Here is a 19034-nt window from a genome sequence, read left to right as displayed (position 1 = left end):
AGAAGATTATAATAGTAATCTGGTTTAGCTTTACTTATAATAATAGATTAGCGTAATGTTCTTAGTATAGTGCACAGAACACAAATGCAGATACCATACCAGTATTGGAGCCGAAAGGAAGTTAACCTTGTTTGAGACGTTGCTTCTTAATTTCTTGTTTATGCTGTTTCCGGTACTTATCTTTCTGATCTTCTTTGAGAATAGGCCGCACGCCTATAACCGGAAGATTCTTGTGCTGCTCACAGCTATAACCATGATCCTGTGTATCGCCAAGCCGATCCGGCTGGAGACGGGGTTTATCTTTGACCTGCGGTATGTTCCGTTTCTTATCGCAGCTTTGTATGGAGGGTACAAAAATGTTCTTCCGCTCTATCTGATACTAAACGTATACCGTTTCTATATAGGCGGAGAGGGAACGATTCACTCGTTTCTTTTTTCAACAGCAGTTCTGATCGTTGTGCCGTTATTAAGTTCAAGATTTATCCGTTCGAAGCCAAGGACACGGATCAGCTGGGCAACCGTCATTGCCGTGCTTACGATGGGCTGTTATCTGATTGTGCTGAGCATGGTTATGGAGTCGCTGGATATGCAGTTCTGGATGCTCACCTTCTATGCTTTGACCACTCATGCAGCGGTGATGGCGGTCTTAATGATTCTGCTGGAGCAGATCATTACCAATCTTAAGAATCGTGACCGGATTATGCAGTCGGAGCGGCTTAATGTGGTTAGCGAGCTGGCGGCCAGCGTCTCCCATGAGATGCGGAATCCGTTAACCGTGACGAGCGGGTTCCTTCAGCTGCTGAACAAATCGAAGACGCTTACGCCCGAAGAGAAGGGATATATTGAACTGTCGCTGCTGGAGCTGAACCGGGCGGAGAAGATCATCAGCGATTATCTCTCTTTTGCCAAGCCGCAGTCGGAGAATATGGTCTACTCCAACCTCCAGGCCGAGTGTGAGTACACCAAGAATGTCATCATGCCGTATGCCACAATCCACAAAGTAGCGGTCGAGTTCAGCTTCAACAACTCACTCTGCGCCCATTATGACCGGAATCTGATGCAGCAATGTCTGATTAATCTGTACAAAAACGGAATCGAAGCGATGAAGGGAATGGATGACGGCGTTCTGACCATTGATATCTCCGAAAGAAAACAGAATATTATTATTAGCATCCGCGACACCGGTATCGGGATGACGAAGGATGAAATCTCACGTCTGGGCAAACCCTACTATTCCACCAAAGAAGAAGGTACGGGTCTGGGAATGCTCATGGCTTACAGTGCGATCAACAAAGTTAAGGGAGTTATCGAGGTTAGAAGCGAAAAAGGAAAGGGGACCACCTTTGAGATCGCCATCCCGGCTTAGGACGGACAGGGCAACAGTGGGAAACTCTCCGTGAAAATGATAAAGTAACTCTTAGAGGAATGGATATATTAACCGGGAGGCTGTTTGTAATGAGACAAGAGTTAATTGCACAATTGAATGCTTGGCATGAGGAAGATGAATTCGAACAAATCGTATCCCGCATCAAAGAGGTTCCTACCCCGCTGATCGATGATGAGCTGGCGGTTCATCTGGGCCGGGCGCTCAATAATCTGGGACGTTATAAGGAAGCGCTTAAATGGTTCAACAAGACTGCCGACAAAGGCAAAAAAGATCCGCTGTGGCATTTCCGCGTCGGTTACGCGCATTATTATCTGGACCAGTATGATGAGGCGATCAAGGCTTTTGAAAAGGCTCATAAGCTGGACCCTGAGGATCAGGACATTATTGAGTTCCTGGAATGGAGCCGGAATGAAGCGGGCGTGCAGGAGAGTCCTGACGATTCTGAGGATTCTGGGGATGCTGAGGATTCGGCCGAAGAAGCGGACGGTAACTCGGATTCTAAGGATGCTGAGGATACTAAGCGCTAGGCTGAGAGGGGCTGGAGAGCTTGAAGCTATCGGTATTTTACAATCATATTGTGAAGGCAAGCGAGCAGAGCGGCCTGCCGCTTACGGATGTACTGGACAAAGTGTATGCCTATGGCATTGAGGCGGTAGAGCTTGATCTGGAAGAGGCGCTGACCGGTACAGAGGCGATGAAAAAAAGGCTGGATGCAGCGTCGATCTCCGTGGCGTCGATGTATGCTTTTTTTGACTTCGGCAATCAGCCTGCACCGGAGCCGGGGTATGTATTTATTGATACGGCAGCCTACCTCGGGGCCGGTAAGGTACTTGTCATTCCGGGCTTCATGGAAGAGACGGCCACCCCGGAGGCGCGGGGCCAGGCTCTTCAGAGCATGGCTGCTGCGCTGAATACCATTTGTGATTACGCGGAGCGTAAGGGCATCCGTGTAACGATGGAGGACTTCGACGATATCCGGGCGCCGTTCTCGTCGGCGGACGAGCTGCTCTGGTTCCTGGAGCAGGTGCCTAAGCTGGCGATCACGTTCGATACCGGGAACTTCATCTACCGCGGCGAGGATGAACTGGAAGCGTTCACGAAGCTGAAGGACCGGATAATCCATGTCCACTGCAAGGACCGGTCGCTGGAAGACAGCGGCGGGGAGCCCAGAATCAGCGCAAGCGGGATTCCGCTGTATCCGTCCCCTGTAGGCTCAGGCTGCATCCGGATCGCCGAGGTGCTCCGGCTGCTGAAGGCAGAGGGATACGCAGATACGCTGGCCATCGAGCATTTCGATGCTGTAGACCAGCTGGGTTATATGGAGCAATCGGCGGCTTGGCTGCGCTCCATGCTGGATTAGGAACAAGACAATCTTACAATCGGGGTGAAATGGATGCCATACCGTACCGTCGCAAGGAACTAGTTATCAGGCTGGGTTGAACGCGTACCAGCCATCAAGGGGGCAGTCTGCCTTTTTGATCACATGATAACTATAACCTTGGACGGTGCCAGGCATTCATTTTTAGAGCCGGGACACTGAGTTATTCAACGTACAGACCACACCGCATATGCAGGTGGTTCATTAGCGTGGGGTGGCGAAGCGTGGTCCCGGCTTTTTCATACTCATTTCAAGATTGGAGATTGTAATTATGCTGCGGAAATGTCTTGTCCACCTCAAAGGGTGGATTGCTCTGTATATCCTTCTTGGTTTCATCATTCAGTTCATAAGCAGTCTGGGCATAGTGGTCTTTCAGAAGATTCTCGATCAGGCGGTGGATGGAACGGGCTTCAGCGAAATCACACATTGGATTGTCATATACGGGGTGCTGCTGGGCGCGAATGTACTTCTGAATTATGCGGATGAATATCCGGGCACCCATCTGTCAAACAGCATCACGGAAAGGCTGAAGATCCTGGCCTTGTCCAAAATCTCCAGAATGGATTATACCGCCTATCAGAATATGGGCACAGGCCAGATGATCAAGGTAATTGAGAACGGCGCGGCGGCCGGGAACAGCATTCTGTTTACTTTTATTCTGGGGACACTGCACGAGCTGCTGCCTACCATCCTCTTCAGCTTGTTCTTCATCAGCTATTATGACCTCAGAATCATGCTGGTGATTGCGGGCGGGTATGTGGTGATCTTCGTGATCACGAATGTGCTGCTGAAATACCTCTACCGGATTAAAGCGGCTGTGCTTAAGGAGCAGGAGTCCATGTCCCGCTATTCAATCCGCGGATTCATGGAGCTGGTTGTGTTCCGGACCAATAAGAAGTATGCGCAGGAGATCGGCAGATTGAACGAGACCGCACGGCAGATTATCAGCAAAAGCGCTCAGCTGCAGATGATCCATGAGTCTTTTTTTGCCTTATTCGAGTTGTTCATTACGGTCATTAAAGTGATTGTCCTGCTCTATGGAGTGAAGAATGTGGTGTCCGGGCAGGCCTCGGTCGGGGTGATAGTGGCCTTGTTCATGTTCATTGAGAAAATATATACACCGATTGCCATCTTCAACGTGTTATTCGTCGGCTACAAGCTGAACAGGGTGACCTATCAGCGGTTCGGTGAATTTCTGAACGCTCCGGAGGACGCCAACCTGGAGAAGGGGAAGGCGGTGGCCGGGCTGCAGGGCGATCTTGAATTCAGGGACGTGTCCTTCGGCTACGGGGAGGTTCAGGTGCTGGACCGGTTGTCCTTCTCCATCACGCACGGAACCTCGGTTGCACTGGTTGGCTTAAGCGGAAGCGGAAAGTCGACGGTCATTAAGCTGATTACGGGCCTGCTGAAGAAAAGCGGCGGCAAGCTGCTGGTGGACGGCACGGATATCGATGAGCTGAGCCTGAACAGCTACTATGATCATATCTCTTATCTGTCGCAGGACAGTCCGGTATTCGATACTACGATCAGGGGCAATATGGTGTTTGACCAGGATGTGCCGGATGAGGAGCTGTATGCGGTTCTGGATAAGGTCCATCTGAAGGAGAAGGTGCTGGAGCTGCCGGAGAGGCTGGAGACGATGGTGGGTGAGCGGGGCCTGAAGTTGTCGGGGGGTGAGCGGCAGCGGCTGGCTTTTGCCCGGGCGCTCCTGCAGAAGCGGAATCTGATCATCCTCGATGAACCGGTCTCGGCGCTGGATAATATTACGGAGAAAAGCCTGATGGAAACGGTGTTTGCAGAGTTCAGGAACAAGACGGTTATTATTATTGCGCACCGGCTGAATTTCATCAGCGGAGTAGATCAGATTCTGGTGATGGAGCAGGGAAGGCTGGTAGGGGAGGGGGATTTCGATTCCCTGATCCGCAGCTGTGATGCCTTCAGAACGCTGTGGAATAACGGCAGGGGGCAAACGGATTAAATCATCTTTTACCTTGTGGACCTTCTTTCGCTTGTACTATGCTGGGTTACAGACAGGACTTGAAAGCGGGGCCACCTAAATGAATATAACGTTAGCTGCGATGAGGCTCGAAACAGAGCGTCTGATCATCCGTCCTTATATTGAAAGTGATCTTGGCGCCTCCTTCGCGCTGATGCAGAATCCGGAGGTGCTAACCTTCATGCATATGGAGGTCATGCAGCGGCATGAATATGAAGGAATGTTCCGCTGGCTGATGTTCAGCTATCATACGCCGTTTGAGCTGCCGTTCAAATATTCGTTCGCGGTGTGCAGCAAGGCAACCGGACAGCTGATCGGCTGGTGCGGCCTCGGCGTACTGGATTTCAGCGCACCGGATACCGAGCTGTATTATCTGATCGGGCGTGAGCATTGGGGCCGGGGGTATGCCACCGAGGCCGCCCGGGCGCTCACGGCTTATGCCTTCAATGTAATCGGGCTGGACCGGTTATATGCCAAGGCAGATCCGCGGAACACAGCGTCGCTCGGAGTATTCCAGAAGCTGGGCTTCCGGTTTAAACGTGAGCTGGCCGGACTAACCGGCGATTATGAGGACTGCAACGGTGAGCTGCTGCATGTGCTGGAAAGGTTGCGGTTTGCTGGGCGGCTTGGCAGTTGAAGATAACCCTAGGATGAGCGGGAGATGTATGAAAGACGAGTAGAAGATGAGCGGCCAGGCGGGGCAAGATGAGTGGAAGAAGATGGGGTTCAAGAATAACGGCTTTGCCTTCCTGTAATAGGACGGCAAAGCCGTTTCCACTTCATAGATAAGAATGTATATGCTCCGAACTAGAGAGAACGAACGGACAAGCTCGGATGCTATGAGGGCCGGAAGCAGTTATGGATATTGTCCACTTGCTGATGAACGATAGAACCCTGCTCCAATAATAGTTGGAAAAACAGCACTTAAATCCTCCCTTTTCACTCACAGTAGCTAAACCTAACAATATTAGATGTTGTTTTTCCACTTGCTTCGGTCCATCCCTCAGAAATAGGTGAATTAAGATACCTTTTTCCACTTGTTGCTCTCACAGCAATATTACGTACGCGGATTTACCCGTACCTGTGCACCTTTGCCGCTGGTCTGAATTCCGGTGGTTTTGCTTCCGGCCTCTTTCAGATCTGCAAGCAGACGCTCCAGGACTGTCTTCGCGGCAGCCGCTTCCTTCGCACCGGAAGACTTCACAACCAGCTGCACCGGCTTGCCGGAGCGCAGATGCTTGTCCGCCTGACGCAGCTTCGTGTCGTAGTCATGCTCTTCAATATGGGCGGTGAAGCGCAGCTCCTTCACCTTCTCATGGCTGCCTCCGCCGCCTTGCGGACGGCTGGTATCGCCCTTGCGGGCCGCTTGCGCAGCGGCTTTGCCTTTGCCCTTGGCGACCAGGCTGCAGGGCGGCGGACTGCTCATCAGCGAGGTGCAGACCAGATCGGCTCCTGCGGATCTGGCCATAGCCAGCGCCTCGTCTCTGGATACGGTGCCGAGCTTCTGGCCCTTCAGCCCGGTAAGCTCGACCTCAGCTGCTCTAATCTGTTCATTAATAAGTACGTCCACGGAAATGAATCCTCCCTTTGCGGATATGATATAGCTATCATATATGGAAGCCGGCCTGGCTTCAATTCCGGAGGGCATGATCTTTGATTCAAAGTTGAGCCGCTTGTGCAAAGCGGTTATACTCAGTGAAACGCAGGAAGTTCAGCGCTGGAGTGCCGGGGTACTAAATTTTTGTTGAATGGGGGATGGCAATTGAATGACACAGCTGACGATAAGCAGTTAATTCTGCTTATTGCACAGAAAGACTCGAATGCCCTCGAACTGCTCTATGACCGATATGAACGGGTAATCTATAGTTTCGCTTACCAGATCGTGAAGGATTCGATGGCCGCTGAAGAAGTAATGCAGGAACTGTTCCTGCGGGTATGGAAGAATGCGGAGCAGATTGATTTCGGCAGGGGCAAGCTGCTTACCTGGATGTTCGCAGTTACCCGCAATCTGGCGATTGATGATCTCCGCAAACGCAGCTCCCGGCTGCCGCAGCAATCTGCAGACTCCGGGAATCTGGATATGATTCAGGACCATACAAAGCTGACCGAGGATCTCGTTGAGCTGCAGATGGCCGGGGAACAGATCAGGGACGCGCTGCTGGGGCTCAGCCGGGATCAGCAGCAGGTGATGGATATGATTTATTATCAGGGCTATACCCAGCAGGAAGTAGCGAACCTTGCGGCAATTCCGCTGGGGACGGTCAAAGGAAGGGTCCGATTGGCAATGAAGCAGCTGCACAAATCATTACGGCACTGGGGAAGGAGGGATCATGCGCATGAGTGAACATAAGGATGATCTCTGTGAACTGGCCGAATTATATGTTCTGGGCGCACTGACGCCAGAAGAGACAGCGCAGTTCGCTGCCCATGCAGAAGCCTGCAGTGAATGCAAGGAGCTGGTAAGTGAATACCGGCAGGTACTGGACCATCTTCCCCTTGCTTCCGAGCCCGCAGAGCCGCCTTCCGGAATGAAGGATCGGATATTATCACGGGTATTAGAGTCGGAAAAGTTGAGTACACCGGCTGCTCCGCCGAAAGCCAGCCCTAATATTCAGCCTGCGGCAGAACGCACCATTGAGCGTGAGTCCGTTAAGGTGGCACCTATAGAACAGGGCCTGCCCAAGGCGAGAATCCCGGAGCCTAGAAAGACCCGCTTCTGGGGGTACTTAAGCCTCGGACTGGCTGTGGCCGTGCTGCTGCTGATTGTCTATACCGGCCAGCTGCGCGGCGATGTAGACCAGCTGCAGCGGCAGATTGCCTCCGGCACCGGGCCCTTGCAGGGGCTTAAGGTGAATGAGACGGTGGCGCTTAGCCCGGCGGGAGAGGCTGTTTCGGCCAAGGGTGTAGCGACCATTGTCACTGATACATCCGGGACCCACCTCGTAATCCAGGCGGAGGATCTGCCGGAGCTTACAGGCACAGAGGTCTATCAGGTATGGCTGATCAAAGGGGATACGCCGCAGAATGCGGGCACCTTCATCTCACAGGACGGAAACGGGGCACTCTATTATTCGTTTGATCCGAAGGCCTACGATACCGTGGCAATTACGCTGGAGCCGGATGACGGGGGAGACGCCCCGCGGGGACAGATCATTCTGGCAGCGCCGATTAAGCAGGGGTAGCAGCTGAATTCCGCAATGCCGATATTGGCGGGAACCTAATGTATATTGAAGAACAGCCGGGAGGGTTCCCGGCTGTTTTTGCACAAATATAAGAATTTATAGGTTTCACATGATAACTTATCCTTCTATTTTCTCGTTTCCACTTGTGGACAGAAAGATTATACAGCACCTGCAAATGAGGAATAACGAGGTCGTGAAGTTATTTATCGCGATGGATGTCCATGGTTCCTGGAGGGAATCCATGCGTTCTGCTGCGCCGGACTATCCATACAGAGAGGGCCAGCAAGACAAACAACGCCCATGGGAATGACATGACACCCGTTGTTTCAAGAAGAATTCCACCGATTATACCGCCTCCGCCAATGGCCAGATTCCATGCGGTTACAAGCATGGATTGCGCTACATCTGCACTCTCTCCACCTGCTGCAGCCATTGCTGTTTGCAGCAGCGTGGCTGCTCCCCCGAACGTTAAGCCCCATACAGCAGCTACTAGATAGATTACAACAGGCTTGCCGCTGCCTATGCTGAGCAGAACAGATGCCAATGCAAATGCAGTGAGGCTAATCAGAACCAGCAGCCTCAGGTGACGATCTATCCAGATACCTGTTAACCAGATGCCAAGAAGTGCTGTAATACCGAAAATAAGAAGCACCAGGTCCACGCGTCCGGTTAGCCCGGCCTGAGTAAGGTACGGTGCTATATAGGTATACAGGATATTGTGGGCCAGTACCCAGGCCAGCACGACAAACAGGATCGGCCGCACTCCGGGGCTTGTGAAGACCTTATTTAGAGGGAGCCGCTTATCTGCAGCTTCTCCCGGATAGTCCGGCAGCTTCCAGAGTATCCAACTGGTCAGCAGCAGAGCGAACAGCGACAAGACTCCAAAGATATTACGCCAGCCTGCAAGATCACCCAAAAACGTTCCGGCAGGGACACCGAGAGCCAGAGCAAGCGGCGTTCCCGCCATTGCAATAGCCATAGCCCGTCCCTTAAGCTGCTCCGGTACCATGCGCCGTGCATAGCCTGCGATCATTCCCCACAGGACACCAGCGGACACACCCGCGAAGAAACGGGCCGCAAGCGTCAGGGGATAGCTCGAAGATAAGGCAGTAACGGTATTGAATATGAGAAAACCAAGGATGCAAATGAGTAGCAAGGGTCTCCGCCTCCAGCCGCGTGTTACCGTGGTCAATGGAATGGCGGCGAGTAAAGAACCCAGGGCATAGAGGGTAACAAGCTGACCCGCCATGGCCTCTGTTACTCCAAGCCCCTTACTGATCTGAAGCAGGAGTCCGGCGGGAATCGTTTCAGTCAGAATACAGATAAACCCGGTCATTGCCAGAGCAAGTAATCCGGTCCAGGGAAGGCGTACGGAAGCAGGGGCACTGGAGCTTTGCTGCGGGGAAGCAATTGTGCTGCTCCTCCCGGCGTTCTCTTTTATGTTGTTCATGACGGGTCCAATCTGCCATAGATAGCATTGCAAAGATCAACCGTGAACGGACCCGACATGCCCTCTAGTGCGGTATTGGTGAAGGCTACCACGCTTAGACGCTGCCTGGTATCGACGAACCACGAATGGCCATAGGTGCCGCCCATGCGCCATGTACCAAGGGACTCCGCTGTGTCTGCGGCAGCAGGATCTTTAAGGACTGTGATCCCCAGGCCGAAACCCCGTCCCGGCCAGAAGGGCATGGGCAGGTCACCAATCTGGTTGGTGGTCATTTCGCGGACCAGGGATTCCGGCAGCAGGGGCGCTCCTCCTTTCCGCAACGTTTCCAGCAGCTGCAGAAAATCTCCGGCGCTGCCTACCATACCGGCTCCCCCGGAAGCGTAGGCAGTACTGTCTAACGCCCTGCCCGGGGCGAGCCGGAAGCCCGCAGTTCCTTCTACAAAGGCCAGCCTATCGGGATTCTTCATAGGCCGCAGTCCCGGAATGTCATCGGCATAAGCTGTGGTCAGGCGCTTCGGGTCCACGGCTATGAAACTGGTATCCGTCATATCGAGGGGTTGAGTAATAAGTGAGCGGATCGTTTCACTGAGTGTGTTCCCGCTAACGTTAGCAATTACTGCCCCCAGCACATCTGTGGCAATAGAATACCTCCACTGGGTGCCTGGTTTATAGAGAAGTGGGACAGACGCGAGGCGCTTCAGGTTCTCTTCAAGCGTGATACCAGACTGATCCATGCCATCAGATACACCTGCCTGCTCATAGGAACCGCCCTCTTCCTGAAAGAAGCGGTAGGTCAGACCAGCAGTGTGCGTCATTAAGTGACGGACAGTCATTGCTGCAGTCTCTCCATTCTCCAGCCGTGGCTTAAAGTCCGGCAGCCACCGGTCTACACGGTCATCCAGCTTCAGGCGATCTTGCGCCACCAGAATCAGGGCTGCCGTAGAGGTAATCGGTTTGGAAACCGAGGCAAGCCGGAACAACGCGTCCTCCCGCATAGGGTGGTTTAGCTCACGGCTAGCATAACCAGCAGCACGGCTATAGATGAGTTGTCCATCTAACGCTACCTTTATGACAACACCTGCCAGGCGTTTGTCGGTTAGTGTCTCATCAATGACCTTGTCGATCCGCTCCGGAATACGGTTAGGGTTGATTGTGTTCGAATAGGGCATACTCAACATCCTTTCGCATAGTTAAAGCAGCAACTGTCTTCGCTTTACTATTGTAAGTAAAGTATATAAAATAAATTAACTTGAATACATGAGCCGATAAAGGTAAAACCCACATATAACATTTAAAATAAAGGCATTTTATACCGATAATCTTAAAATTAAAGGAGTGGTCAAAAATGGACTCTATTGATAAGCAAATTCTGTTTCATCTTCAAAGTCAGGCGAGAATTTCCATGACAGAGCTGGGGAAAAGCGTGGGCTTGTCTCAGCCCGCAGTAACGGAAAGAGTGAAGCGGATGGAGGAAAGTGGGGTGATCAAGGAGTACCGGACGATCATTTCTCCGGAGAAAATCGGGAAACAGGCAGCTGCCTATATCCTTTTCCACTCCAGAGAGTGTCATGCCTTTCTGGACTTCTGCCGTATCCATCCCGATGTCGTTGAATGCTATCGCATCAGCGGAGAACACAATTATCTGTTAAAAGTCATGTCAGACTCCACTCAGGGTCTTGAGGAGTTTGGAAATCAGTGTGATAAATACGGGAATTATACGATTCTAATCGTCATGTCCTCCCCTATTGAGCCTAAAAATCTCATTCCTTCGCTGGAGGAAGCAAGTGTAAACCTGCTTAAATAGAAAATAAACAATAGGGCTCTTTAGAACTTGGGGCGGAGTCCCCAGATATTCTCATCAAACTCTAATCTCCCTGCAAAGTCTTTCTCATCAAGGATGGTTTACCCTAAGGGTAATCACATGAACTGGAGGAGAGAGAATATGAGAATGACGTGGAAACGGCTAATCACAAGCGCCTCGCTGGCGGCGGTATTAATGTACATGGGCATAGCGGATGGAGGGAGCGCCGGTGCGCGGCCGCTGTCCGAGGCGGACTTTGAATCCGCGCCAGCACAGGCCTCGGTGTCAGCTCCGGCGGCTGCAGTCTCTCTGCAGACAGCGGGGAAGAAGACGGGGACGGGGTACTCTTTTGACAAAGGCATTACCCGCGTCAGCCTGCCGGCCGGCACGCAAAGTGTCTCTATTGCCAACACGAACGGAACCATCGAAATTAAGCAGGGCGATGTCAAGGAAATGGAGGTCCATATGACAGTGACCGTCCATCAGGCAACCGCGGAAGAGGCGAAGGCCGTAGCGGACAAGGCGGGGATGAAGGTAAGCAAAGGGGCTGATCTGGAGATTAGAACCTACAGCGAGTCTTATGGCAATTGGCGATATCCAAGCCTTGATCTGACGGTTACACTGCCGCAAGGCATGAAGGCCGAGCTTCAGGCAGAGACGGAGAACGGCAATCTTTCTTTGTCAAAAGTTTCTAGTACAGGTAGAATTGAGTTAGCGGCTGTGAACGGAAATATATCTGCTTCAGGCATAGGCAATGCGCTCAAATTACATACGGTGAATGGCAATGTGCAGGTCTCTGAAGCGAAGGACCGCGTAGAAGTCACAGTTACCAACGGCAACGTGAAGGCGGAGCAAATTGCCGGAGCCTTGACCCTGAAGGCCACAAACGGCAATTTGTCGGTGAAGGACGCATTGGCTGCTGTAGAAGCGGTTACCGTAGCCGGGAACATTCATATGAAGAGCCGGAAGGTTGGCGGAGACTGGCAGGTAACTACAGCGGTAGGGGACGCAGAGCTGGCCTGGCCGGGGAATGCGGGAGTCGTGGTCGATGCGGAATCCGCTTTTGAAGAGATTGAAACGGACTTCCCGCTGACAGTGAAGAATCACCGGGCCAGCGGGAAGCTGGGCGCAGGTACGTATCAGATCCGCGCCAAATCTATGGCCGGGTTGTCGCTAATGCAGAACTGATCTTGCGAAGAGGTGGACGAGAGGTTGAAGGAACGCGTATTGGTTATTGAGGATGAGCCTGCCATGATCCGCCTGCTGGAGCTGGAGCTGTCCTATGAAGGTTATGACATTACGGTTGCGTGCGATGGTCTTACGGGTGCCGGGCAAGCGCTGGGAGAGCATTTTGACATCATTCTGCTCGATTTGAATCTGCCGGGCATCAGCGGAATAGAAGTATGCAAGAGGGTACGCGCGGTGAAGCAGACTCCAATCATTATGCTGACTGCCAGGGATACGGTCAGTGACCGGGTACGGGGACTGGACACCGGGGCGGATGATTATGTGCCGAAGCCCTTCGCCATCGAAGAGCTGCTGGCCCGCATGCGTTCCCTGCAGCGCAGGCTGCACGCCGCAGAAGCCGGGGATGAAGTCCTGCATGCCAAGGATCTGATACTGGACAGGGCTTCGCACCGGGTCAGCCGAGCCGGGCGCGAGATTGAATGCTCACAGCGCGAATTCGAGCTGCTGCACTGCCTGCTGGTCCATAAGAACCGGCTGATGAACCGTGAGGCACTGCTGAACCTGGTCTGGGGCTACTCGTATGAAGGCGAGACGAATGTGGTGGATGTCTATATCCGGTATGTGCGTATGAAGGTGGATGAAGGCTTCAGCGAGAAGCTGATTCATACGGTCCGGGGCAGCGGCTATATTCTGAGAGACTGAGGTGAGCGAATGAAGCCATGGACGTTCTCCCGTAAAGTCAGCGCTTCGATTGCGCTCACTGCACTGGCCGTTGCGGCGGTGGTCAGCGGATTTGTCTATATTACCTTCAAACATTGGACAGACAGCCAGGAGACCCGGCTGCTGGATGCCAAGCTTAGACAGTTTGAGCTGCGGGTCGGTGAGGTGGAATTTCTGCCGTCCCTGCTTCAGCCCGGATTGGGCAAGGGTAGCGGTGCAGCGGCTTTTCTGAAGCCGGATTTCTCTGTCTTTGCCCCTGAGCTGGATAAAGGCCAGGTTCTGCAAATGCTGGATGCACGCGGGCGTGTGCTCGCAGAAGCGGGCGAAGGCGAACCGGCGCCCGGCTCTGATGTCTACAGCGCAGAGAAGGAGCTGTCCTTGCCCGTATATGGCCTTGTCCGGCTGCAGCTTACGGACAGCGGGCAATCACGCAGCGCCACCGCCGAGAAGGAGGTGGGCAGACTGCTGCTGCTGGGGCTGCTGCTGGCTGCCGGAATGGCTGTGCTTGCAGGGGGCATCGTCTCCCGTTCAGCGCTGAAGCCGATTCGCAGCATGATTGGCGAAGTGCGCAGCATCGGGACGAACAGTCTGTCCCGGCGGCTGCATGTCCCTGCTGCCCAGGATGAGCTCCAGCAGTTGGGCGAGACCTTCAACGGGTTCCTGCATAAGCTGGAGGTTTCCTTCGACCAGCAGCGCCGCTTCATTGCCGATGCTTCCCATGAGCTTAAGACACCGCTGGCCATTATTGAAGGCCATACGCATATGATCCAGCGCTGGGGCAAGCAATCGCCGGAGGTGCTGGATGAGTCGCTGGCGTTCATGATGGATGAGACGCGGAGGATGAAGCAGTTGATCTCCCAGCTACTTCTGCTTGCGGAAGCAGAGGCGGAGGCCCTGGCCCCGGAGGACGGAGAAGAAACCTGCGATCTGAAGTCTGTGCTGAACGAACTGCTGCCTCAGACTGTTCATGTCAATCCGGGGGTGCGGCTTGATTATGACGGCGGCCCCGGTGAACGGGCGTTACCCATACGGATGCCTGGCAGCGCCTGCTATCAGGTGCTCCGGAACATCGTGGAGAATGCGCTGAAATATACGCCTGAAGGCGGGGCGGTAATGATCGGGCATTCCCGTTCAGACGACGGGAAGGTGATCCTGACCATAGCCGATACAGGCATCGGAATATCCGCTGAGCAGCTGCCGCATATCTTCGAGCGCTTCTACCGTACGGAGGCTTCACGCAACCGCTCGCAGGGCGGCTCGGGCCTGGGTCTGGCCATTGCCAAAGCAATCATGGAGCGGTATGGCGGCTCCATCGCCATCGACAGCACGCCGGGACAAGGTACAACCGTAACGCTGACGTTTGCAGGAGTGTAAGCGGGTGGCGGTATGAGTAAGGTCTATTCAACGAATCAATAACCTGGTTTAGCAGAATAAATTATAATATTCCTTTACGGGAATATTCCTGTTCGGGTATATTGTAATTGTACACCACCAATAAATAATACAAGCTTTACTAAAGGAACATCTGAAATGGACACAACGACATTTAGCGCACTTGCCGAACCGACCCGCCTGCGGATGGTAGAGATTCTGAAGGAGGGGCCGCTGAGCGTAGGCGATATCGCTGAGCGGCTGGAGCTGCGGCAGCCTCAGGCTTCGAAGCATTTGCGCGTACTGCTGGAAGCCGGGCTGGTTGAGGTAGAGGCGGCAGCGAACCGCCGGAATTACAGGCTGCGTACAGAGCCGCTGGAGGCTATGGATGCTTGGCTGGAGGCCTACCGTAAGCTGTGGAGTGAACGCTTCGACAATCTGGATGAGTATCTCCGGAAGCTGCAATCCAAAGACAATTCATGATTATCAGGAGGGATTAGCAATGTCCAGCAAAATGATTTCGAGAGTAGAAGGTCTTGAACTGGTTCTTGAACGTGTATTCGATGCACCGCGTGAGCTTGTATTCAAAGTATTCTCCGAGGCTGAGCATCTGAAGCAGTGGTGGGGCCCGCGCGGCTGGATCGTTCCCTTCTGCAGCGTTGATTTTCGTCCGGGCGGCGTCTGGCACTACTGTATGAAATGTGTGGATGAGAAGCAGGGTGACTTCTTCGGCATGGAATCCTGGGGCAAAGGGGTCTACCATGAGATCACCGACGGCGAAAGTTTTGTCTATACCGATTACTTCTCGGATGCCGAAGGCAACGAAACCGAAGGCATGCCTTCCACGCTGGTCAGCATGTTCTTTGAAGAATACGATGGGAAGACGAAGCTGGTGAGCCGGTCGAAATACGATTCCGCGGAAGCGCTCAAGACGGTGATGGATATGGGGATGGAGCAGGGGATTACCGAAACCTGGGACCGCCTCGAGGAGCATCTGCAAGCGATTCAGTAACCGGACGGGCAGCGGAGCAGATAAATGTAGTAAGAGCGATAATACGAAGAGGCTGTTTCCTTGCCGGATGTCGGCGGGGGATGGTCTCTTTTTTGAAAATACAGATTTATATATTGGGGGTATATCCCAAACCTATGTTTAGACCTGTCCATTCAGGGTGAATGGGTAATAGCGATTTAACTGACTGCAAGCAGTCCGGCAGCGATCGGGTACGGGCTTATTTGCAGTGTCACAATGGGGAGGCCGAAGGCATGGATGAGGAGTTGCTGGCACAGCTGAAACGCTGGCATGAAGATAATGAGTATCAGCAGATTGTGGACCGCATTCAGGAGATTCCGCCGGATGCAAGAGATTATGAGACTATCAGCCAGTTAGCCAGAGCCTACAACAACCTGGAATATTACGGGGAGGCATTGGAGCAGCTGCTCAGTATTGCGGGGGAGGGCGGGAATGATCCGCTGTGGCATTTTCGCATAGGGTATTCCTATTATTATCTGAAGCAGTATGAACAGGCTATAAGCGCATTTGAACAGGCGGACCAACTGGCTCCCGGGGATGGGGATACCCACATGCTGCTGAAGTGGAGCCGGAGCGGCGCGCAGCGGGAGAAGCGGGAGCAGGCAAGGCGTGCCGCAGCGCTGCGTGCCTCTAATGCACAGGGGGATGCGGACGGAAGAGAGCTGAACTCTTTCATCGAATACTGCGCGGATTTCTGGGAGGACAGCGACTATGCCCGGAAGGAGTATGTGTCGGCGCCGCCTAGTGACGAACTGATTGCTTCTGTGGAGCAGGAGCTGGGCTATAAGCTGCCGTCTTCTTACATCGCGATGATGAAGCAGCAGAACGGCGGGATTCCCCGCAACACCTGCTTCCCGGTGGAGGAATCCACCTCCTGGGCTGAAGATCATATCGCAATCTCGGGAATTGCCGGTATCGGCCGGGACCAAAGTTATGCCCTCTGCGGCGATCTCGGCAGCCAGTTCATGATCGAGGAGTGGGGATACCCCGATATTGGAGTGGTTATTGGGGACTGTCCGTCTGCAGGCCACGATGTGGTGATGCTGGATTACCGCTACTGCGGGCCGGAGGGAGAACCCGAGGTCATTCATGTGGACCAGGAGAACAACTATGAAATTACGTTCCTGGCCAAGGATTATGAGACCTTCATCCGCGGGCTGGTGAGCGAGGAGGTCTATGACACATCGGAGGAAGATAAGCAGGACGATCTGCGGAAGGTAGCGGCCGGGCAATTCTCTCCTCTGCTTCAGGAGCTATGCGATAAAGTCACCGGAGTGGACAACATAGAGGGGATCATCCGCAGCAACTGCACCGCCATCGTTGAAGAGAAGGGTCATTTCTCTCTTCATGCAGACGAACGCTCGACCTTGATGTATGATCTGCAGTTCTGGCTGTACACCAGCGCCTATCCGCAGACGAACCGTGACCAATATCTTGAGGACTATTCGAAAATAATCGCGTTCGGCGGAGAATTCAGCACAGGCGGATACGCCCCGGGCTTCATCTCCGACTGGCTGGATGAACGGGTGCGGCAGGGAATGATCGTGGAGAGTGAGGGAGCACTGCGGTTCACGGATATAGCAGAGGAACAATTGCTTGAAAAGCTGAGGGAGGCGGAAGCCACGGAAGCTGTGGATGTTGAGCCTTTTATTATAGTAGAGCAGGAGAATGGCGGGAAGTCTGTGATTCTGAACGTAGGCAGCTACAAGGCCGAAGTGTTTGCTGTGCGGGAAGAAGAGGGATTCGAAGGCAATGGATATGACTGGGGCTCTTTGGCTGCGGTATTCCTGGAGGAACAGATGTCTGAACTGGCCGGAATCATCCGGTTTGACCCGGAGGCCGGTATGTTCTGCGCGTACTCCTCCGATGGAGCTGCGGTCATAGCCTTCGCCTCCGCATTCAAGCGGGCTTGTGAGGACGATGTATTGATCCGGGATCTATTCTCGCGTGCGGAGCTGGATTAAGCGGGTCGCTTGATTGGCATATAGAAACGGGGAATGCCGTTTTATAGGACAGTTCCCGTTTTATTTTACCGGCATCTCCTTCGGGACCAACTTCAATTCTCCGTCGATGACCGGAACCTTGAATATTCAGAACAACATGCTGCTGCGTACAGGATCGGCTCACCGTGACTACGGCTACCAGATCGGCGCGATCTGGGCCTATTGGCTGAACAACAGCGGCAAAGCCCAGAACCTTAATGTCACCGTGTCCGGCAACACCATCCAGGACAGCACCTACTCCGGAATCTTCATCGAAGAACCGGCACCGAATATCTCGGTGACCTATGCTTCGAACAACATCATTAACGACGGGACTTATGGCGTGTACATCCAAGGCTCCGCTACCGGTACTTCGCTGTTCAACAGCAATACCGTGAACGGCGCGCCTTCCGGGAAGTTCCTGAATACTTCAACGGGCTTCACAGTGTCGGGGGCGGGAATAACTGGTAGGTGGGAAAAGGAAAAGGCCTCCAAAATAGAAGAGGATAATATTACAGAAAATGGTAGTTCAATAGAGCTTGAGAGTACTGCCCCCAGATAATCGGGAGATTATTTGGGGATGTTTGATGTGTTTGATTTACACGCAGCGCGGAATAATCAGGGCTGAAGGGTCAATGATTAAACTTGCTTATCAAGAGCAGAGTAACTCCAATTATGAACAGAATGGCGGCAAGGACTCTTACCATTATAAAATACGAGCCCGAAGGTTCCCGGTCCGACTTCCACCCCTGTAAGAACTTCCACGACCTCTTGGGAAATATGGTTATAAATAGAGTGCCAATAACCCATAATGCCAGAAATATAGTGGATATTGCTGAGAAAATAATCATTCCATCAGGTGAGCCCATAGTTTTCCTCTTTTCTAGAAAGCAATTATAAACAAGCATACCGGAGTGTTTCTCTGTGTTTCAGGGGACCGATGTAGCGGAATGATTCCTCTAACGATAGTTGCGGTCCCCTCGTTCAACCCCGCCGATATAACTGTAATGAAGTGATGCTGCTTCCGCCAGTTGTTCCTGGGTCCATTCTTTTGCTTTTCGAAGCTCACGTATCTGATTTCCTACACTTTCTGGTAAATTAACGGGCTCACCTCAGGGTATGCTCAATCCACAAAAGCTCTCCGTACCTCTCTAACAATCCTATTCAAAGTACTTATTTGCTTAACACTTAACTCACCAACAGTAACCGCATACTCATCAATGGCTCTCCGCTGCGCAGCTTCCGGCTCGCTCAAGTCATCCTTATTCTGAAATAATTCTGCGGGTTGGATTTTTAGTGCTGTCACGATTTTCTCCAGTGTATCAATCGAGAAATTCCGTTCGCCGCTTTCTACGGCCCCCATGTATGCATCATCCAAGTTGGATAATTCCGCTAACTGTTGTTGTGTAAGTCCCTTCGCTTTTCTTATAGCTCGAATTCGAGCTCCGACAGTATTCCGTAAGTCTGTCATAGTAATCACCTTTTCCAAAGGTTAAGAGGGCAAAATACTACTAGCGGAGAAGAAACCCATTATCGATATTAAGCGGGG

The 19034-nt window shown here is 52.7% G+C and carries 19 protein-coding genes and 1 pseudogene; 15 read left to right on the top strand and 5 right to left on the bottom strand.

Going from position 1 to position 19034, the window contains the following annotated elements:
• Nucleotides 1-127: 127 nt before the first annotated feature.
• The 5 genes from P40081_RS35290 (at nucleotide 128) to P40081_RS35270 (ending at nucleotide 5398) form a co-directional block, all read left to right on the top strand.
• A complete protein-coding gene (locus P40081_RS35290; RefSeq protein WP_042140490.1) occupies nucleotides 128-1366 on the top strand; it encodes an ATP-binding protein in 1239 nt (412 codons plus the stop codon).
• A gap of 89 nt (nucleotides 1367-1455) precedes the next feature.
• Nucleotides 1456-1914: a tetratricopeptide repeat protein gene (locus P40081_RS35285; protein ID WP_052422162.1), complete on the top strand. Its 459-nt coding sequence runs from the start codon at nucleotides 1456-1458 to the stop codon at nucleotides 1912-1914.
• 20 nt (nucleotides 1915-1934) lie between these two features.
• Nucleotides 1935-2747 carry a sugar phosphate isomerase/epimerase family protein gene (locus P40081_RS35280; RefSeq protein WP_042140489.1) on the top strand — a complete coding sequence of 271 codons (813 nt, stop codon included), beginning with the start codon at nucleotides 1935-1937 and terminating at the stop codon, nucleotides 2745-2747.
• A gap of 289 nt (nucleotides 2748-3036) precedes the next feature.
• Nucleotides 3037-4743, top strand: coding sequence for an ABC transporter ATP-binding protein (locus tag P40081_RS35275; RefSeq protein ID WP_042140488.1), 1707 nt, complete (start codon nucleotides 3037-3039; stop codon nucleotides 4741-4743).
• Between the two features lie 79 nt (nucleotides 4744-4822).
• Complete coding sequence (locus P40081_RS35270) at nucleotides 4823-5398, top strand: GNAT family N-acetyltransferase (protein ID WP_042140487.1); 576 nt, start codon at nucleotides 4823-4825, stop codon at nucleotides 5396-5398.
• Between the two features lie 420 nt (nucleotides 5399-5818).
• Here P40081_RS35270 and infC read toward each other — a convergent pair whose 3' ends face one another.
• Entirely contained in the window at nucleotides 5819-6331 is a 513-nt protein-coding gene (gene infC / locus P40081_RS35265; protein ID WP_042141812.1) for a translation initiation factor IF-3, read from the bottom strand.
• A 192-nt stretch (nucleotides 6332-6523) separates the two neighbouring features.
• Here infC and P40081_RS35260 point away from each other — a divergent pair, with 192 nt between their 5' ends.
• Entirely contained in the window at nucleotides 6524-7105 is a 582-nt protein-coding gene (locus tag P40081_RS35260; protein WP_042140486.1) for an RNA polymerase sigma factor, read from the top strand.
• A complete protein-coding gene (locus tag P40081_RS35255) occupies nucleotides 7098-7943 on the top strand; it encodes an anti-sigma factor (protein ID WP_042140485.1) in 846 nt (281 codons plus the stop codon). Before P40081_RS35260 ends, P40081_RS35255 begins: the two co-directional genes overlap by 8 nt.
• Nucleotides 7944-8142: 199 nt before the next feature.
• Here the strand turns inward: P40081_RS35255 and P40081_RS35250 are convergent, their stop codons facing one another.
• On the bottom strand, nucleotides 8143-9393 hold the full coding sequence (locus P40081_RS35250; RefSeq protein WP_042140484.1) for an MFS transporter: 1251 nt from the start codon (nucleotides 9391-9393) through the stop codon (nucleotides 8143-8145).
• Nucleotides 9390-10562: a serine hydrolase domain-containing protein gene (locus tag P40081_RS35245; protein ID WP_179093498.1), complete on the bottom strand. Its 1173-nt coding sequence runs from the start codon at nucleotides 10560-10562 to the stop codon at nucleotides 9390-9392. Before P40081_RS35245 ends, P40081_RS35250 begins: the two co-directional genes overlap by 4 nt.
• Before the next feature lie 176 nt (nucleotides 10563-10738).
• Here P40081_RS35245 and P40081_RS35240 point away from each other — a divergent pair, with 176 nt between their 5' ends.
• The 8 genes from P40081_RS35240 (at nucleotide 10739) to P40081_RS35205 (ending at nucleotide 18047) form a co-directional block, all read left to right on the top strand.
• Nucleotides 10739-11197 carry an Lrp/AsnC family transcriptional regulator gene (locus P40081_RS35240; RefSeq protein WP_042140483.1) on the top strand — a complete coding sequence of 153 codons (459 nt, stop codon included), beginning with the start codon at nucleotides 10739-10741 and terminating at the stop codon, nucleotides 11195-11197.
• A 138-nt stretch (nucleotides 11198-11335) separates the two neighbouring features.
• Nucleotides 11336-12382: a DUF4097 family beta strand repeat-containing protein gene (locus P40081_RS35235; protein ID WP_042140482.1), complete on the top strand. Its 1047-nt coding sequence runs from the start codon at nucleotides 11336-11338 to the stop codon at nucleotides 12380-12382.
• Between the two features lie 24 nt (nucleotides 12383-12406).
• Complete coding sequence (locus P40081_RS35230; protein ID WP_081970357.1) at nucleotides 12407-13084, top strand: response regulator transcription factor; 678 nt, start codon at nucleotides 12407-12409, stop codon at nucleotides 13082-13084.
• A 9-nt stretch (nucleotides 13085-13093) separates the two neighbouring features.
• Nucleotides 13094-14476, top strand: a complete 1383-nt coding sequence (locus P40081_RS35225; RefSeq protein ID WP_052422161.1) for a sensor histidine kinase — start codon at nucleotides 13094-13096, stop codon at nucleotides 14474-14476.
• A gap of 156 nt (nucleotides 14477-14632) precedes the next feature.
• Nucleotides 14633-14956, top strand: a complete 324-nt coding sequence (locus P40081_RS35220; protein ID WP_042140481.1) for an ArsR/SmtB family transcription factor — start codon at nucleotides 14633-14635, stop codon at nucleotides 14954-14956.
• A gap of 19 nt (nucleotides 14957-14975) precedes the next feature.
• Nucleotides 14976-15485, top strand: coding sequence for an SRPBCC domain-containing protein (locus tag P40081_RS35215; protein WP_042140480.1), 510 nt, complete (start codon nucleotides 14976-14978; stop codon nucleotides 15483-15485).
• Nucleotides 15486-15736: 251 nt separating this feature from the next.
• On the top strand, nucleotides 15737-17467 hold the full coding sequence (locus P40081_RS35210) for an Imm51 family immunity protein (RefSeq protein ID WP_042140479.1): 1731 nt from the start codon (nucleotides 15737-15739) through the stop codon (nucleotides 17465-17467).
• Nucleotides 17468-17480: 13 nt separating this feature from the next.
• Nucleotides 17481-18047 (top strand): right-handed parallel beta-helix repeat-containing protein, encoded by a 567-nt coding sequence (locus tag P40081_RS35205; protein ID WP_042140478.1) that lies wholly within the window; start codon nucleotides 17481-17483, stop codon nucleotides 18045-18047.
• A gap of 406 nt (nucleotides 18048-18453) precedes the next feature.
• Here the strand turns inward: P40081_RS35205 and P40081_RS38090 are convergent.
• Nucleotides 18454-18558: pseudogene (locus tag P40081_RS38090) on the bottom strand (helix-turn-helix domain-containing protein); the annotation flags it as partial.
• Nucleotides 18559-18608: 50 nt separating this feature from the next.
• Nucleotides 18609-18956 carry a helix-turn-helix domain-containing protein gene (locus tag P40081_RS35195; protein WP_042140476.1) on the bottom strand — a complete coding sequence of 116 codons (348 nt, stop codon included), beginning with the start codon at nucleotides 18954-18956 and terminating at the stop codon, nucleotides 18609-18611.
• Nucleotides 18957-19034 lie beyond the last annotated feature (78 nt).

The sequence above is a fragment of the Paenibacillus sp. FSL P4-0081 genome (genome assembly GCF_000758565.1).
Taxonomy (GTDB): Bacteria; Bacillota; Bacilli; order Paenibacillales; family Paenibacillaceae; genus Paenibacillus_AQ; species Paenibacillus_AQ phytohabitans.
Note: the sequence above shows the minus strand (reverse complement) of the source record. Positions and strands in the feature narration are given on the sequence as shown.

What these genes read in the sequence shown, in the direction of transcription:
- P40081_RS35285 (WP_052422162.1), top strand. Translation starts at nt 1,456, where the DNA reads ATGAGACAAGAGTTAATTGCACAATTGAATGCTTGGCATGAGGAAGAT.
- P40081_RS35275 (WP_042140488.1), top strand. Translation starts at nt 3,037, where the DNA reads ATGCTGCGGAAATGTCTTGTCCACCTCAAAGGGTGGATTGCTCTGTAT.
- P40081_RS35270 (WP_042140487.1), top strand. Translation starts at nt 4,823, where the DNA reads ATGAATATAACGTTAGCTGCGATGAGGCTCGAAACAGAGCGTCTGATC.
- P40081_RS35255 (WP_042140485.1), top strand. Translation starts at nt 7,098, where the DNA reads ATGAGTGAACATAAGGATGATCTCTGTGAACTGGCCGAATTATATGTT.
- P40081_RS35250 (WP_042140484.1), bottom strand. Translation starts at nt 9,393, where the DNA reads ATGAACAACATAAAAGAGAACGCCGGGAGGAGCAGCACAATTGCTTCC.
- P40081_RS35245 (WP_179093498.1), bottom strand. Translation starts at nt 10,562, where the DNA reads ATGCCCTATTCGAACACAATCAACCCTAACCGTATTCCGGAGCGGATC.
- P40081_RS35240 (WP_042140483.1), top strand. Translation starts at nt 10,739, where the DNA reads ATGGACTCTATTGATAAGCAAATTCTGTTTCATCTTCAAAGTCAGGCG.
- P40081_RS35235 (WP_042140482.1), top strand. Translation starts at nt 11,336, where the DNA reads ATGAGAATGACGTGGAAACGGCTAATCACAAGCGCCTCGCTGGCGGCG.
- P40081_RS35225 (WP_052422161.1), top strand. Translation starts at nt 13,094, where the DNA reads ATGAAGCCATGGACGTTCTCCCGTAAAGTCAGCGCTTCGATTGCGCTC.
- P40081_RS35220 (WP_042140481.1), top strand. Translation starts at nt 14,633, where the DNA reads ATGGACACAACGACATTTAGCGCACTTGCCGAACCGACCCGCCTGCGG.
- P40081_RS35215 (WP_042140480.1), top strand. Translation starts at nt 14,976, where the DNA reads ATGTCCAGCAAAATGATTTCGAGAGTAGAAGGTCTTGAACTGGTTCTT.
- P40081_RS35210 (WP_042140479.1), top strand. Translation starts at nt 15,737, where the DNA reads ATGGATGAGGAGTTGCTGGCACAGCTGAAACGCTGGCATGAAGATAAT.
- P40081_RS35195 (WP_042140476.1), bottom strand. Translation starts at nt 18,956, where the DNA reads ATGACAGACTTACGGAATACTGTCGGAGCTCGAATTCGAGCTATAAGA.